Consider the following 14,727-nt stretch of genomic DNA (forward strand, 5'->3'; position numbering starts at 1 on the left):
GATTTGCTTTTTTGGTTATTGCGTCGTCACGATCATCCCTTGAGCGCGCCGCTCATGGTGCCCTTCGTGAAGAATTTCAGAATCAGCGGGTAGATCGCCAGGATCGGAGCGATGGTCAAAAGGATCATGCCAGCCTTGAGCGCCCGCAGATTGAGCTGGCCCGCACCGGTATTGTTGTTGGCGCTGTCTGCGCCAACGATGGCGATCTTGTCGCCATCGATGACGAACTGGCGCAGCACCACCTGCAGCGGCCATTTCCCCTGGTCGTTGAGATAGATCATCGCCCGGAAGAACTCGTTCCAGTGAAAGACCAGATAAAACAGCGAGATCGTTGCCAGCGCCGGCTTGGCGAGCGGCAAAACCAGATGCCAAAAGACCTGGAAGGGATTGGCGCCGTCGAGTTCGGCCGCTTCCAGAAGCTCCTTTGGGATTTCCTCGAAGAACCGGATGAGAATGATCAGGTACCAGGCGTTGACCGCCTTGAAGAGGATCACCGACCAGTAGCTGTCGAGCAGCCCAAGCCGCTTGTTGACGAAATAATCCGGAATGATGCCCGGTTCGAAGACGATGGTGACGAGCACCAGGATGAACAGCGCCTTGCGTCCCGGCAGGTTCGGCCGTGAAAGCCCCCAGGCCATCAGTGCCGTGCCGACCACGCCGATCAGCGTGCTGACGCCAGTAATGAAGATGGAGTTGATGATGCCGCGCTGAACATTGGGATGCTGCAGCAGGACGCTCCACACCTCGAACGACAAACCGTCCGGCAGGATAGCCAATCCGCTCATGCCCGGCACTTTGCCCGGCGCCGACAGCGAAACCGCCAGAAGGTTGAGGATGGGCTGAACGGTCACGACGACCAGCAGCAGCAGTGTTGAAACGATGATCGCGTATTCGATGCGTTCGATCGGGGTCTTGCGCGACAGGGCCATTACCAAACTCCCTTTCCGGTCAGGCGTTTGGAGATGAAATGCGCGACGACGATCATCATCGTCCCGAGCACAGCCTTGAACAGGCCGGCCGCCGTCGCCAGCGAATATTCGCCGGTCTGCAGGCCGATCCGGTAGACATAGGTATCGACGATATCGATCTTGCTGCGCACCACGTCATTGGACAGGTTGATGACCTGATTGAGATCGGCATTGAGGAACATCCCGGCATTGAGGATGAACAGGGTGGCAATCGTCGGAACGATGCCCGGCAGCGTTACGTGCCAGATCTTCTGCCAGCGGTTGGCGCCATCGACCTCGGCCGCATCATAGAGCTGCTGGTCGATGGCAATGATGGCGGCCAGATACAGCAGGCTGTCCCACCCGGCCGACCGCCAGATTTCCGTAAACACCAGCACCCAGCGGATGGCGCCGGTGTCGGTCATGAACGACCGCGGCGCAATGCCGGCCATGCCGAGCAGATTGTTGACCGCGCCATCCGTCGGCGACAAGGCGGCGATGAAGATGCCGGCGATGACCACCCAGGAGAGGAAATGCGGCAGGTAGATCGCCGACTGGATGAACTTGCGCAGCGAGCCGCCGCGTACCTCGTTGAGCAGCAGGGCCACAACGATCGGGACCGGCAGGAAGAACACCATCTTCATCGTCGAGATGATCAGCGTATTGGCCAGCACCTGCCAGAACACCGAAGACGAGAACAGCACCTGGAAATGCTTGAGCCCGACCCAGACGTTCGGCGGTACGATACGGACCTGTTCGAAGGCGATGCGGGTTTCCCAGATCGGCAGGTAGTGAAACACCAGAAAGAACAGGATACCCGGCGCCATCATGACGTAATATGGCCACCAGCGGCGCCAGCCATCGGCGAACGCGGACGCCCGTCCCGGCTTTCGGCGGATTAAATTAGTGGGAACGTTCCCAATGCTGGACGAGGACAACGTGCGTCGGTGGTTAGTCATGAATTATCCCCTCCCGGCCGCGGCTGTCCGCCTAGGCTGGTGTAACGACAGGTCGGCCAGCGAGCCGCGCTCGATCAACCGGCACGGCATGAAGACCCGGCCATGTTCGGGACGGCCGGCAATTTCATCGAACAGGCAGTCGACCGCACGCATGCCGATCTCGCGGCCTGGCTTGGCGACGGTGGTCAATCCCGGCCATGAAAACGCGCCGGCCGGAACACCGTCGAACCCGAGGATGGAGACATCTTCCGGGCAGCTCAGTCCTGCCTCACGCACGGCGACCATGGCACCGAGCGCCATCATGTCGTTGGCAGCAAACACCGCCAGATGCCCGGCGCGGTCTCGCGCCAGCAGCCGCTTCATCGCCGCATGCCCGCCTTCAACGGTATATTCTCCATCTTCCATCGGCAGGGCTGCCGGGTCGATGTCCCGCTCGACACAATGCTCATGGAACGTCCGCAGGAAGCGCGCCCGCGCGATACGGGACTTGGGTCCGAGGATGAGTGCCGGCGCGTGATGCCCTTTGGAGACGAGGTGATCCATGCCGATCCGCACCGCCTGGGCGATATCTGAGCCGACACTGGAGGTAGCAGGGAAGCGCTCGGCGCTGGAGCCGATCAGCACGAAAGGCAGCCCGAACCGGTCGAGATCGTCAAAATTATCGGCGACCGGATTGATGATCGCGCCATCGACGCGTGCCTGCCGCAGAGCGCGCAGATGACTGGCCTCGCGGCCGTGATTCCAATCGGATGAAAACACCAGGAGCGACATGCCATTTTCGGCGGCGCGATCCTGCGCGCCGCGGGCAACATCCGCCCAGAACGGGTTGGTAATGTCAGGAATGACGAGACCGAGCAGTCCGGTCCGCCCAGACCGCATGCCGACCGCAAGATCGTTGCGTTCGTAGCCTACGGCCCGTGCGGCATCCAGCACGCGCTCGCGCGCCTCGTCCGTCACGTTGGAGGCGCCTGACAATGCGCGACCAGCCGTGCTCTTCGACACGCCAGCCTTTTGCGCAACATCAATAATGGTCGGCCGCCGCCTCTGCATCCAAACACGCCCTCCTCAGCATGATTTCATGGGAACGTTACCACGAGGCTGCACTGGAGAACAAGGGGCAATTTTTGGAAAACACTGCAAGACTGCAGCCGCCGGCATTGCCGGCTTTGTAGACAGCAGAAACGGCAAGGTGGATGGCAGCCTGACGAACCCGCCTAATCAGGCTTAGGTGAGACGACCCTGGTACGGCTCGACAAAGCGGGGGGATGTCGGTTCGCGGCGATATTGGCTGCCTTTTTTGCTCAAAACGCTATCTCTTTAACCGCACATTTACCATGATGAGCGTCACTGGTGGAACAGCACTTTCCGCGCCGCACAATAGCCCCATCCCGGCTTTCAAAGCGTTGCAGTTGCTCTTGAAGGGATTGGCATATGAAAACGGACAAAGGAATTACGCTCGCCGTCATCGCATTCACGATCGTCGCGATGTTCACCCTGAACGTTGCGATGGCCCGTTATGGCACGCCGGTCACCAATGATGGCGTCTCCGGCGAAATCACATCGTCGATACCAAAATAATCCGCTGCTTTTGACGGTTGGCAGCTGCTATCGAACCTTATAGGGAACTTTTTGCCGATCCGACCTGTTCTGCCGCAGAGGAGAACTGCGATGGACAACAGGAGCCTTGCCCTTAGACTGATACGGCTGCAGAACGGTACTTTGGTGCCGCTAACCTGTCAACAACTTGGCGCACAGCCAAACCACGCCTTAACCTCATTCCGGATCGCCGCGATCGGCGATACCGGTGACAGGCCATGACCGCGCGAGATGTTTTGCTGGTCTTGGTCACGGCTTTCTTTTTGACCGCCCTGCTCCTCATACACAATGCGTTCTATCGACCTGTTTCAACCAGCGCCATCGAGCCGCCTGGCACGGTCACTGGTGAAACGCACCCCTATAGTTGAGGTGTATTCCGGCTCTTTGGAACTTTGAGCACATCTGTCGCGTTTTGCCCCTCGGAGGAGAGACAAATGGCCAGTGTAACGTGGATCATCGCACTGTTGGCAGCGCTCGCTGTCTGTGGCATAGCCATCGCCTACGGCATTCTCAGTCAACGGCGGTTCAACTCAAAAATGAGCCCGACGCAGCAGGACCGGATCGATGAGATGTCCTGGCGTGAAAACCTGCTCGATCAGTGAGCCCATTGGCGTTCAGCATCAGCTAGCGGGGTTGCATAGACCTCTGGTCAGGCAGGTGCGTTGTGGCGTCAACTCACATGGCTGGGGTGATTTCCTTGCAAGTACATTACTCGGCCGCCTCGCCGGATCATTGGCTTGCAAGTGTTTGACCGCGAAATCCTGCGCATCCTGCAGTTCTGCGAGGGCGCCATCATAATCAAGATGAAGCACCTTTCCGCCTACAACCACTGGCCGCCCATCCACATATACCGCGTCAACAGCGCGTTCCGCTGCGCAGTGAAGCAGGTTTCGCAGCGGGTCGTAGACAGGCTGCATGGCCGAATGTTTCAGGTCCACCAACAGGAAATCCGCCTTCGCACCTGGCTCTATCCGGCCGATATCACGCCGGCCGAGAGCACGCGGCAGATGACCACCGTTTGCTAACTGAATCTGATCAATGGCCTACTGGACGACTGGATCGTCGAATCGACGACGATCCAGTCGTCCGCCGAACCTCATGCCACCCGTGTATTGAGGTAAGCGGAAATCAAGAATTCTGCATCGGGCATCATTTGCCGCTGGACGCCGTCTCCGGTTTCGCATCCGGCTCTCCGCTCATATCCAGAGCCCGCGTGACGCTGAGCGCCACGATCGTGCAGATCGCACCGGATATCAGATAGCCGCCGATGAAGATGATGCCGAAATTGCTGGCAAGGCCAAGCGCGACCAGCGGAGCAAAACCGGCACCGATGAGCCAGGCCAGGTCGGAGGTCAGTGCCGCCCCGGTGTAACGGTAATATTGGCCGAACCGCGACGAGACGGCGCCGGATGCCTGGCCGAAAGACAGGCCGAGAATGCCGAAGCCGATGATGATGAACGCATCCTGGCCCGAACGGCCGGCATCCAGCAGGAACGGTGCCGAGAACGAGAAGATGGCGATGATGATAGCGCCGATCATCAGCTGGTTACGGCGGCCGATCCGGTCGGCAATGAGGCCGGAGAGGATGATGGCGACAAAGCCGACGGCAGCGCCGGCCACTTGCACCCACAGGAACTGTGCCGCCGATTGACCGCCGAACAGCGTTACCCAGCTCAACGGAAAGATCGTGACGAGGTGAAACATCGCAAAGCTGGCCAGCGGCGCGAAGGCTCCAAGCAGCACATCGGATGAATGTTTGCTGAGCATTTCGAAAACCGGCCGTGCCTGCAGCTCGTTGTTTTCAAGCGCCGAACCAAACTCTTGGCTGGCAACGATGCGCAGACGCGCGAATAGTGCCACGACGTTGATCGCGAAGGCCACGAAGAACGGGTAGCGCCATCCCCAGGACAGGAAGTCCGCGTCGGACAGATTGGCGACGAAATAGCCGAACAGGGTGCTTGCCAGCGCAAATCCGATGGGCGCGCCGAGCTGCGGGATCATCGCATACCATCCGCGGCGGTTTGGCGGTGCGTTGAGGTTGAGCAGCGATGCAAGGCCGTCCCACGCGCCCCCGAGTGCAAATCCCTGGCCGAGCCGGAACAGCGCCAGAAGCGCCACCGACCAATACCCAACGGTTTCATAGCCGGGCAGGAAGGCGATGGAGGCGGTGGAGCCGCCGAGAATAAACAGCGCGATCGTCAGCTTCGTGCCGCGACCGTAATTGCGGTCGATCCACATGAAGACGAAGGAACCCACCGGGCGCGCCAGAAAGGCCAGCGAGAAGACGCCAAAGGACATCATCGTTGCCGCCACCGGATTGGGCGCAAACGAAAAGATCAGCCGCGGAAAGACCAGGACGGAGGCAAGGCCATAAACGAAGAAATCGAAGAACTCCGACATGCGGCCAATAATCACGCCGAGCGCAATGCTGCCGGCCGAAAGCGGCTTGTCGCCATGCATGCGCCGGGCGTCTTGCTCAAGCCCCGATGACGAAGGATTTGCCACTACGCCCATAATCTTTTCTCCTCGCGGGATTCCGATTTCATCACTGTGTGAACCCAGGCCGGACCATGATCAAGAATATGGTGCAAAAACGCTGCGGTCCATCCCAGAAAACATCGCCCCGGCACACAAATGCAGAGATGGTTTGATCTCCGCCCAAGACCGTTTATACCTTAGTTTAGCCAGACGCTCGATTTCGATCGCAGCCATACTTTTTGCAACGCGACAAATTGCTGCACTGCGACGAAGCACCTCATTCCTTGATCACAGTCGCTTCGTTAGTGCGGTACCCACGGAACGCAAAATTCGAGCCCGCTATGTCTCTATGGAAATCCGCCAGCCGTTTTCTCGCCCTGTTGCCGCTCCTTGCCTTGGCCGGGTGCAACTTGGTTGTCATGGCCCCGTCCGGCGACATCGCCATGCAGCAGAAAGACCTCATCATCATCTCGACGGTGCTGATGCTTCTGATCATCGTGCCTGTCCTTTTCTTGACGGTGTTTTTCGCCTGGCGGTATCGCGGGTCCAACACCAACGCCAAGTATGACCCCGAATGGCATCATTCAACGGCGCTGGAAGTGGTCATCTGGTCGGCGCCGCTGATCATCATCATTGCGCTTGGTGCTGTGACCTGGATCAGCACGCACAAGCTCGATCCCTACCGTCCACTGGACAGGATCGACGCGGAACGCACCGTTCCGGCCGATGTGAAGCCGATCACCGTCGAAGTGGTGGCGCTGGATTGGAAATGGCTGTTCTTCTACCCGGACTATGGCATCGCCACCGTCAACGAGATGGCGGCCCCGGTGGACGTGCCGATCAACTTCAAGATCACCGCATCCTCGGTGATGAACTCCTTCTATGTGCCGGCTCTGGCCGGGATGATCTACGCCATGCCGGGCATGCAGACACGCCTTCATGCCGTGATCAACAAGGAAGGCGAGTATGATGGCCTTTCCGCCAACTACTCCGGCGACGGCTTTTCCCATATGCGGTTCAAATTCCACGGCCTGCAGCAGGCTGGCTTCGACCAGTGGGTTGCACGGGTCAAGGCACAGGGCACGGCGCTGAACCGCGACGCCTATCTGAAGCTCGAGAAGCCCAGCACCAAGGAACCGGTGCGCTACTATGCCACCGTCGATGACGGCCTCTATACCTCCATCCTCAACATGTGCGCCCATCCCGGCAAGATGTGCATGAGCGAGATGATGCATATTGACATGATGGGCGGCGGCGGCGCCGAAAGCGCCGAAAACCGGGCGCGGCTGGATTACGACAATCGCCACAGCACCGAAGAGGCGCCGGCAGCGACGTTCCCGGCAACCGGCAATCCGGCCCGCAGCGAAGAGCCCGCCGAAGGCGTGGATGACGGGCAGCCGATGGACCATTCCATGCATGAGGGCCATTCCATGCCCGAAAACGATCAGAACAGCCCCGCTCCGGCGCAACTGAACACCAACAGCACGACGCAGCCATAACGCAGCGTCCGGGACATTTTGGACAAAACCATGTTCGGCTATAGCACTTTGACGGAATTCATCTTCGGACGGCTCACCTGGGAAGCCATTCCCTATCACGAGCCCATCCTCGTCGTGACGTTCCTCGGCGTAGCGCTCGGCGGCATCGCCGTTCTCGGGCTCGTCACCTACTTCAAGCTCTGGGGGTATCTCTGGACGGAATGGTTCACCAGCGTCGATCACAAGAAGATCGGCATCATGTACATCATTCTGGCGATCATCATGCTGCTGCGCGGCTTTGCCGATGCGATCATGATGCGTGTCCAGCAGGCAATCGCCTTCAACGGCAGCGAGGGCTACCTCAATCCGCATCACTACGACCAGATCTTCACCGCGCATGGCGTGATTATGATTTTCTTCGTGGCAATGCCGTTCGTTACGGGCTTCATGAACTATGTCGTGCCGCTGCAGATCGGCGCGCGCGACGTGTCGTTTCCGTTCCTCAATAATTTTTCGTTCTGGATGACGACGGCGGGCGCGATCATCATCATGATGTCGCTGTTCGTCGGCGAATTCGCCCGCACCGGCTGGCTCGCCTACCCGCCGCTGTCCGGTTCGGATTACAGTCCAGGCGTCGGGGTCGATTATTATATCTGGGGCCTTCAGGTCGCCGGTGTGGGAACGACATTGTCGGGCATCAACCTGATCGCCACCATCGTCAAGATGCGCGCGCCAGGCATGACCTTCATGAAGATGCCGATCTTCACCTGGACGTCGCTCTGCACAAACATCCTGATCGTCGCCACCTTCCCGGTCCTGACCGCGACGCTCGCCCTTCTGACGCTCGACCGTTACGCCGGCACCAACTTCTTTACCAATGACCTCGGCGGCAATCCGATGATGTATATCAACCTCATCTGGATCTGGGGGCATCCGGAAGTCTACATTCTTGTCCTGCCTGCCTTCGGCATCTTTTCCGAAGTCGTTGCGACCTTCTGCGGCAAGCGCCTGTTCGGCTACGCCTCGATGGTCTATGCGACCTGCGTCATCATGATCCTCTCCTACCTCGTGTGGCTGCACCACTTCTTCACGATGGGTTCGGGCGCTTCGGTGAATGCTTTCTTCGGCATCACCACCATGATCATCTCGATCCCCACCGGTGCGAAGATGTTCAACTGGCTCTTTACAATGTACCGCGGCCGCATCCGCTACGAACTGCCGATGTACTGGACGATCGGCTTCATGATCACGTTCGTTATCGGCGGCATGACCGGCGTTCTGCTCGCGGTACCACCGGCGGACTTCGTGCTGCACAATTCGCTCTTCCTAATCGCCCATTTCCACAACGTCATCATCGGCGGGGTGCTGTTCGGGCTGATGGCGGGTATCGTCTATTGGTGGCCGAAGGCCTTCGGCTACAAGCTCGATGATTTCTGGGGCAAGATGAGCTTCTGGTTCTGGCAGATCGGCTTCTTCTTCGCCTTCATGCCGCTCTACGTGCTCGGCCTGATGGGCGTGACGCGCCGAGTCTCCCAGTTCGAAGATCCTTCGTTGCAAATCTGGTTCATCATCGCCGCCTTCGGCGCCGTCCTGATCGCGCTCGGGATCGCGTCCTTTGTCATCCAGCTCGTCGTCAGCTACCTCAGGCGCGACCAGCTGGCCTGCAGCGGCGACCCTTGGGACGCCCGCACGCTCGAATGGTCGACCTCTTCACCGCCGCCGGATTACAATTTCGCCTTTACGCCGGTCGTGCATGATCATGACAGCTGGTACGACATGAAGAACCGCGGCTACGAGCGGCCGCTCACCGGCTTCAGGCAGATTCATATGCCAAAGAACACCGGCACCGGCGTCATTTTGGCTGCGATCAGCATCGTGTTTGCCTTTGCGATGATCTGGTACATCTGGTGGCTGGCTGTCGTCTCCTTGATCGGTCTCCTCGCCGTCGCGATCGGCCATACATTCAACTACAACCGCGACTTCTACATTCCGGCGGAAACCGTTTCCGCGACGGAAGATGTGCACACGAAGCTGCTCGCGGAGCGGATCTGACATGGCAACAGACATCCAAACGCAAGACGGCGAAAAGCCGGTCTTCTACCTCACGGACGATCACCATCCCGAAGGCAGTACCAATCTGGGCTTCTGGCTCTACCTGATGAGCGACTGCCTGATCTTCGCCGTGCTGTTCGCCACCCACGGCGTGCTCGGCCGCAACTATGCGGCCGGCCCCTCGCCGGCAGACCTGTTCGACCTGCCTCTGGTCGCGATCAACACGGCGATGCTGCTGTTCTCCTCGATCACCTATGGCTTCGCCATGCTGCAAATGGAAAGAAATGCCAAGGCGGAGACGCTGTTCTGGCTTGCCGTCACCGGCCTGTTCGGAGCAGCCTTCCTTGGACTCGAGCTTTATGAGTTCGCGCACCTGATCCACGAAGGGGCCGGGCCAACCCGCAGCGCCTTCCTGTCGTCCTTCTTCACGCTGGTCGGCACCCACGGCCTGCACGTCACTTTCGGCATCATCTGGCTGATCACGCTGATGGTCCAGGTCTCCAGGCACGGCCTGATCCCGGAAAACCGCCGCCGGCTGATGTGCCTGTCGATGTTCTGGCACTTCCTCGACGTCATTTGGATCGGCGTCTTCTCCTTTGTCTATCTGATGGGAGTCCTCGGATGAGCTCACAGCCGCACGCACCCGCTCATGAAGATGCCGCCAACACCCATCACGCTCACAGCCATGGCCACGAGGCTGGTCACGGCTCGCTGAAGGGCTATATGATCGGCTTCGGGCTTTCTGTCATTCTGACGGCCATTCCGTTCATTCTTGTCATGGCCGGCGTTTTCGACAGCAAGCTTTTGACGGCCTTCCTGGTCATGGCGCTGGCCGTCGTGCAGATTATCGTGCACATGGTCTACTTCCTGCACATGAGCCCCCGCTCTGAAGGCGGCTGGACGATGATGGCGCTGCTCTTCACGCTCGTTATCGTCGGCATCACGCTGGCCGGCTCGCTCTGGGTCATGCACCATCTCAATGCGAACATGATGCCGATGTCGCCGGAGATGATGAAGAACATGCCCTGACGGGTGACAACCGTGACCACAAAACATCCAGCCATAACGGACGCCAGCGGCCATCCGCGCAGCGCCCGCCTGGTTTTCGTCGGCGCCATGCTGGTGCTGACGGTTGTTTTCGTTGCGCTTGGAACCTGGCAGGTCCAGCGGTTGTTCTGGAAGCTTGACCTCATCGCGCGCGTGGACGCGCGCGTTCACGCCGATCCGGTGGCCGCGCCCAGCGCCGGAGACTGGGCTGCCATCAGCGCCGAAAAAGACGAATATCGTCACGTCACCGCGACCGGTACCCTCGAGCATGGCAAGTCGGTGCTCGTGCAGGCCGTCACCGAGCGCGGCGCCGGCTTTTGGCTGGTGACCCCCATGCATCTTGCGGATTTGTCGACGATCCTGATCAATCGTGGCTTCCTTCCCGCCGGTCATCGCGATTCTACGGCACGCGCGGCGAGCGAGATTGCCGCCGGACCTGTCACGGTCACCGGCCTCCTGCGCATCAGCGAGCCCGGCGGCGCTTTCCTGCGCTCAAACGACCCGGCCAATGACCGTTGGTATTCCCGAGATGTTGCCGCCATTGCGCGCGCCAAAAATCTTGGTTCCCCGGTCGCGCCCTATTTCATCGATGCCGATGCTGCACCCGTTCCTGGCGGCGTTCCGGTTGGCGGGTTGACGGTGATCAACTTCCGCAACAGCCATCTCTTCTATGCGCTGACCTGGTATGCCCTTGCTGTGATGACAGCGGCCACGACCATCATCCTGCGCCGGCGCCGGCTGATCTGATTTCTTCTGGCGCACTGATAGGGACCCTATCCAATCGGCGCAGTCCTCTGGTTGGGGCTTGATTTTGTCGCGACGGTCGTGAGGATGGCGCCCAACAATGTCCGCCAATATCTCGTCAGGAAACACGATGAAACTCCAGTTGATCCGCAATGCCACGTTGAAGCTCGACTATGCCGGGCGTACCGTGCTGATCGATCCCTATCTGGCGCCAAAACACACCCTGCCATCGTTTACCGGCCGCTCGCCCAATCCGATGGTGGACCTGCCGGTGGGGATTGACGATATTCTGGATGGCGTGGAACTGGTTATCGTGTCGCATCTGCATGACGATCATTTCGACAGCGTTGCCATGCAGCGCGTGCCGAAACATCTGCCGCTTTTCTGTCAGCCGGGCGACGAGGCAACGATCCGCGAGGCTGGGTTTACCAACGTGACACCGCTGACTGGCAGTGCAACATGGGAGGGCCTGACGCTGACGCGCCGCGAGGGCAGCCATGGGCTTGGGCCGGTGGTTGACCTGATGGGCTCGGTCATGGGGTTCAGCCTCGAGGCGGCGGGCGAGCCTTCGATCTACTGGGCCGGCGATACGGTGCTTTACCCGCCAGTTGCGGCGGTGATCCGCGACACCAAACCGGATATCATCATTACCCATTCCTGCGGTGCGCGCTGGGATGGCGACCTGATCGTCATGGACGCTGTGGAAACCGTTTCCGTGTGTGAAGCGGCGCCGGACGCAGTCGTTATCGCCACCCATATGGAGGCGCTCGATCATGCGACGATCAGCCGTCAGGATTTGCTCCAGGCGGCGGAAGACAAGGGTATTGCCCCATCGCGGTTGCTGATCCCTGCGGATGGCGAGACCGTGGTACTGGGCAGGAGTTAACCGGACCGCATTTCCGATCACTGCCACCTCAGCGCATCGTGTAGCCGCCGTCGCTGTAGATCGTCGATCCGTTCATATTGCCGTTGTCGAGCAGGAACAGGGCAGCTCCCGCCGCGTCATCGACAGTGCCGACCTCGCCGGTGAGTGCAAGCGCCCGCCAGCTATCGAAGACCGGTTCGCGGATGGAGGCGTCGCGGTTGCGCCAGAGATTGCTGTCGATAGGCCCCAGTGACAGGCAATTGACCCGGATCGGCCGCAATTCCACCGCCAGCGCCCGGGCAAGCCCCTCGATCGCTGCGTTGCAGGCCGAGTAGGCGGGATTGCCGGCAGGGCGAACCGAGGCGGCTCCCGACATCAACACGATGGCAGCATCCCTCGCAAAATAAGGTAGCGCTGTGTGCACGGCCCAGTATTGCCCCCAGAATTTTGCCCTGAACGGGCTCTCGGCTGTCTCCGCATCGGCCTCCCGGAAAGAAGCGGTACGATAGGTGGTGCCGGGGGTGAACAGCCCGGCCAGTTCCTCCTGACCTGCGAAAAAGGTGGTGAGGGACGCCCGGTCCTCGATATCGACAGACCGTGCGGTTGCCAGCGGACCGAGTTTCCGGGCCGCCGCCTCCAGCCGCCCGGCGTTTCTGCCGCCGATCAGGACGCGGTCGCCTCGCTCGACAAGCCGTTGCGCGAGGCCGAGGCCCATTCCCGAGGTGCCGCCGATGACGGCATATGTCTTTATTTTTCTCATGGTGCTGACTGTATTGACGACTTCGTCGACAGAGAAGCGACGTTTAAGCGTGACACTCACGACTTATTTTCATTAAATGCGTCATGTCGAAGAATGACCGTACCGGTTCGATCCGCATTTTCCTTGCCGTTTGCGGGGCGCAATCCTTTGCTGCGGCTGCCACCCGGCTTTACCTGTCGCCGTCCGCCGTTGCCAAGTCGATAGCGGGGCTGGAAGCCCGGCTCGGGGTGCGCCTGCTCGAAAGGACGACGCGGCGGCTGCAATTGACACAGGAGGGCGAACGCTATCTCAGCGTTTGCCGTTGGGCGCTCGACGAAATCGACCGGGTGGAATTGGAACTCGCGTCAACGCGGACGGAACCGAGCGGGCTGGTGCGGATCAGCCTGCCGCCGCTGTTCGGCATGTCGGTCATCGCTCCGGCTCTCTTTGCTTTGGCGGATGCCCATCCCCTGCTTTCCTTCGACATGACGCTCAAAGGCGAGAAGGTCGATTTTCTGGCGCAGCAGGTGGATCTGGCCGTCAGGATCGGCCATCTCCCCGACACTTCCGAATTGACCGCCCGCCGCCTTGGCACTCAAACGATCGTGCTCTGCGCATCCTCCAGCTATCTCGACCGGCGTGGAACGCCGCAATCGATATCCGATCTTTCGGCGCATCGGCTGGTCGCAACCAGCGGTGAAGGAGGCGTTGTTCCGTGGTCTATCGCCCGGCCTGATGGTGGGGTCGAGACGTGGACACCCCCTGCCCGGCTGCTGCTTGACGGCAGTGCGCTGACGCTTGCAGCGATCAAGGCCGGTCACGGTATCGGCTTGCTGCCGCAATGGCTGGCCGCACCGGAGCTCGGGTCCGGGGCGCTAAAACAGGTGATGGCTGGCCGGATCGAGAGTGCCCTGCCCATTCATGTGGTCTGGCCGAGTACGCCGATGATGCTGCCGCGCTTGCGGTCGACGATCGATGCGATCGTTGCGGCCACCCGCCATTCGGTGATTTCGGACTCCGCTCAGTAGGCGGATCCTGGCTGGTTCGGTTTTTATTTGCCCTGAAATTGCGGTGGCCGTTTTTCGATGAAGGCTGCCATGCCTTCCTTCTGGTCTTGGGTGGCAAACAGCGCGTGAAAAATGCGGCGTTCGAACAGGATGCCTTCGCGCAGGCCGCCTTCGAGCGCACGATCGACGGCTTCGCGCGCCGCCATGGTAGCAGCCTTGCCGTGGCCGGCGATGGTTTTGGCCGCCGTCAGTGTTTCCTCCAGCAGCTTTTCTGCCGGCAACACGCGGGCAACGAGGCCGCAGCGTTCGGCCTCGGTGGCGTCCATCATCCGTCCGGTCAGGATCATGTCCATCGCCTTGGCCTTGCCGACCAGCTTTGTCAGCCGCTGCGAGCCGCCCATGCCCGGAATGACGCCGAGCTTGATTTCAGGCTGGCCGAACATGGCGGTGTCGGCGGCAAAGATCATGTCGCACATCATCGCCAGCTCGCAGCCGCCGCCGAGCGCATAGCCGGAGACTGCAGCGATCTTCGGGGTGCGGAACGATGCGAACCGGTCCCAGGCGGCAAAGAAGTCTTCTCCGAACATATCCGGGAACGATTTGTCAGCCATCTCCTTGATATCGGCGCCTGCGGCAAAGGCCTTTTCGGAGCCCTTCAGCACAAAACATCCGACGCCCGGATCCCGATCGAGCGGCGCGAGCTCGGCCGCAAGCGCGTGCATGATCTCGGAATTGAGTGCGTTGCGGGCTGCAGGCCGGTTCAGCGTGACGATAACGACCCGGTCTTGCTGCTCAATGATGATCGGTTTTTCCAT

The 14,727-nt window shown here is 60.1% G+C and carries 16 protein-coding genes; 10 read left to right on the forward strand and 6 right to left on the reverse strand.

Annotation, left to right across the window (positions count from 1 at the left end):
* Positions 1–32 precede the first annotated feature (32 nt).
* The 3 genes from ACP7BS_RS17565 to ACP7BS_RS17575 are packed head-to-tail and all read right to left on the reverse strand — an operon-like array spanning position 33 to position 2,956.
* Complete coding sequence (locus ACP7BS_RS17565; RefSeq protein WP_426231593.1) at positions 33–929, reverse strand: carbohydrate ABC transporter permease; 897 nt, start codon at positions 927–929, stop codon at positions 33–35.
* Positions 929–1,906 (reverse strand): ABC transporter permease, encoded by a 978-nt coding sequence (locus ACP7BS_RS17570; protein ID WP_426239134.1) that lies wholly within the window; start codon positions 1,904–1,906, stop codon positions 929–931. Before ACP7BS_RS17570 ends, ACP7BS_RS17565 begins: the two co-directional genes overlap by 1 nt.
* Positions 1,907–1,909: 3 nt before the next feature.
* A complete protein-coding gene (locus ACP7BS_RS17575; RefSeq protein ID WP_426239135.1) occupies positions 1,910–2,956 on the reverse strand; it encodes a LacI family DNA-binding transcriptional regulator in 1,047 nt (348 codons plus the stop codon).
* Between the two features lie 381 nt (positions 2,957–3,337).
* Between ACP7BS_RS17575 and ACP7BS_RS17580 the strand changes: the two genes are divergently transcribed.
* From ACP7BS_RS17580 to ACP7BS_RS17590, 3 genes are all read left to right on the forward strand, one after another.
* The gene (locus ACP7BS_RS17580; protein ID WP_426239136.1) at positions 3,338–3,484 is read left to right on the forward strand and encodes a hypothetical protein; all 147 of its coding nucleotides are present in this window, start codon (positions 3,338–3,340) and stop codon (positions 3,482–3,484) included.
* A 452-nt stretch (positions 3,485–3,936) separates the two neighbouring features.
* Positions 3,937–4,104 carry a hypothetical protein gene (locus ACP7BS_RS17585; RefSeq protein ID WP_426231588.1) on the forward strand — a complete coding sequence of 56 codons (168 nt, stop codon included), beginning with the start codon at positions 3,937–3,939 and terminating at the stop codon, positions 4,102–4,104.
* Between the two features lie 135 nt (positions 4,105–4,239).
* A complete protein-coding gene (locus ACP7BS_RS17590) occupies positions 4,240–4,527 on the forward strand; it encodes a hypothetical protein (protein WP_426239137.1) in 288 nt (95 codons plus the stop codon).
* A gap of 124 nt (positions 4,528–4,651) precedes the next feature.
* On the opposite strand, the gene ACP7BS_RS17595 is transcribed toward ACP7BS_RS17590, so the two are convergent.
* Entirely contained in the window at positions 4,652–6,016 is a 1,365-nt protein-coding gene (locus ACP7BS_RS17595) for an MFS transporter (RefSeq protein ID WP_426231583.1), read from the reverse strand.
* Positions 6,017–6,321: 305 nt separating this feature from the next.
* On the opposite strand from ACP7BS_RS17595, the gene cyoA reads away from it, so the two are divergent.
* The 6 genes from cyoA (at position 6,322) to ACP7BS_RS17625 (ending at position 12,187) form a co-directional block, all read left to right on the forward strand.
* Positions 6,322–7,479 (forward strand): ubiquinol oxidase subunit II, encoded by a 1,158-nt coding sequence (gene cyoA / locus ACP7BS_RS17600; protein ID WP_426231582.1) that lies wholly within the window; start codon positions 6,322–6,324, stop codon positions 7,477–7,479.
* 30 nt (positions 7,480–7,509) lie between these two features.
* Positions 7,510–9,510, forward strand: coding sequence for a cytochrome o ubiquinol oxidase subunit I (gene cyoB, locus ACP7BS_RS17605; protein ID WP_426239138.1), 2,001 nt, complete (start codon positions 7,510–7,512; stop codon positions 9,508–9,510).
* Position 9,511: 1 nt separating this feature from the next.
* Positions 9,512–10,135: a cytochrome o ubiquinol oxidase subunit III gene (cyoC, locus tag ACP7BS_RS17610; protein WP_426239139.1), complete on the forward strand. Its 624-nt coding sequence runs from the start codon at positions 9,512–9,514 to the stop codon at positions 10,133–10,135.
* Positions 10,132–10,539 carry a cytochrome o ubiquinol oxidase subunit IV gene (gene cyoD, locus ACP7BS_RS17615; protein ID WP_426231579.1) on the forward strand — a complete coding sequence of 136 codons (408 nt, stop codon included), beginning with the start codon at positions 10,132–10,134 and terminating at the stop codon, positions 10,537–10,539. Before cyoC ends, cyoD begins: the two co-directional genes overlap by 4 nt.
* 87 nt (positions 10,540–10,626) lie before the next feature.
* The gene (locus ACP7BS_RS17620) at positions 10,627–11,304 is read left to right on the forward strand and encodes an SURF1 family protein (RefSeq protein WP_426239214.1); all 678 of its coding nucleotides are present in this window, start codon (positions 10,627–10,629) and stop codon (positions 11,302–11,304) included.
* 127 nt (positions 11,305–11,431) lie between these two features.
* A complete protein-coding gene (locus ACP7BS_RS17625) occupies positions 11,432–12,187 on the forward strand; it encodes an MBL fold metallo-hydrolase (protein WP_426239140.1) in 756 nt (251 codons plus the stop codon).
* A gap of 28 nt (positions 12,188–12,215) precedes the next feature.
* On the opposite strand, the gene ACP7BS_RS17630 is transcribed toward ACP7BS_RS17625, so the two are convergent.
* Positions 12,216–12,986: an SDR family oxidoreductase gene (locus tag ACP7BS_RS17630; RefSeq protein ID WP_426239141.1), complete on the reverse strand. Its 771-nt coding sequence runs from the start codon at positions 12,984–12,986 to the stop codon at positions 12,216–12,218.
* A 23-nt stretch (positions 12,987–13,009) separates the two neighbouring features.
* Here ACP7BS_RS17630 and ACP7BS_RS17635 point away from each other — a divergent pair, with 23 nt between their 5' ends.
* Complete coding sequence (locus tag ACP7BS_RS17635) at positions 13,010–13,933, forward strand: LysR family transcriptional regulator (protein WP_426239142.1); 924 nt, start codon at positions 13,010–13,012, stop codon at positions 13,931–13,933.
* A gap of 23 nt (positions 13,934–13,956) precedes the next feature.
* Here ACP7BS_RS17635 and ACP7BS_RS17640 read toward each other — a convergent pair whose 3' ends face one another.
* Complete coding sequence (locus tag ACP7BS_RS17640; RefSeq protein ID WP_426239143.1) at positions 13,957–14,727, reverse strand: enoyl-CoA hydratase; 771 nt, start codon at positions 14,725–14,727, stop codon at positions 13,957–13,959.

The organism is Pararhizobium sp. DWP1-1-3 (assembly GCF_049896125.1).
Taxonomy (GTDB): Bacteria; Pseudomonadota; Alphaproteobacteria; order Rhizobiales; family Rhizobiaceae; genus Pararhizobium.

Coding starts and splice junctions, on each gene's coding strand:
- cyoC (WP_426239139.1), top strand. CDS start 9,512: ATGGCAACAGACATCCAAACGCAAGACGGCGAAAAGCCGGTCTTCTAC.
- ACP7BS_RS17635 (WP_426239142.1), top strand. CDS start 13,010: ATGTCGAAGAATGACCGTACCGGTTCGATCCGCATTTTCCTTGCCGTT.
- cyoD (WP_426231579.1), top strand. CDS start 10,132: ATGAGCTCACAGCCGCACGCACCCGCTCATGAAGATGCCGCCAACACC.
- cyoB (WP_426239138.1), top strand. CDS start 7,510: ATGTTCGGCTATAGCACTTTGACGGAATTCATCTTCGGACGGCTCACC.
- ACP7BS_RS17565 (WP_426231593.1), bottom strand. CDS start 929: ATGGCCCTGTCGCGCAAGACCCCGATCGAACGCATCGAATACGCGATC.
- ACP7BS_RS17640 (WP_426239143.1), bottom strand. CDS start 14,727: ATGGAAAAACCGATCATCATTGAGCAGCAAGACCGGGTCGTTATCGTC.
- ACP7BS_RS17625 (WP_426239140.1), top strand. CDS start 11,432: ATGAAACTCCAGTTGATCCGCAATGCCACGTTGAAGCTCGACTATGCC.
- ACP7BS_RS17575 (WP_426239135.1), bottom strand. CDS start 2,956: ATGCAGAGGCGGCGGCCGACCATTATTGATGTTGCGCAAAAGGCTGGC.
- ACP7BS_RS17580 (WP_426239136.1), top strand. CDS start 3,338: ATGAAAACGGACAAAGGAATTACGCTCGCCGTCATCGCATTCACGATC.
- ACP7BS_RS17570 (WP_426239134.1), bottom strand. CDS start 1,906: ATGACTAACCACCGACGCACGTTGTCCTCGTCCAGCATTGGGAACGTT.
- cyoA (WP_426231582.1), top strand. CDS start 6,322: ATGTCTCTATGGAAATCCGCCAGCCGTTTTCTCGCCCTGTTGCCGCTC.
- ACP7BS_RS17595 (WP_426231583.1), bottom strand. CDS start 6,016: ATGGGCGTAGTGGCAAATCCTTCGTCATCGGGGCTTGAGCAAGACGCC.
- ACP7BS_RS17585 (WP_426231588.1), top strand. CDS start 3,937: ATGGCCAGTGTAACGTGGATCATCGCACTGTTGGCAGCGCTCGCTGTC.
- ACP7BS_RS17620 (WP_426239214.1), top strand. CDS start 10,627: ATGCTGGTGCTGACGGTTGTTTTCGTTGCGCTTGGAACCTGGCAGGTC.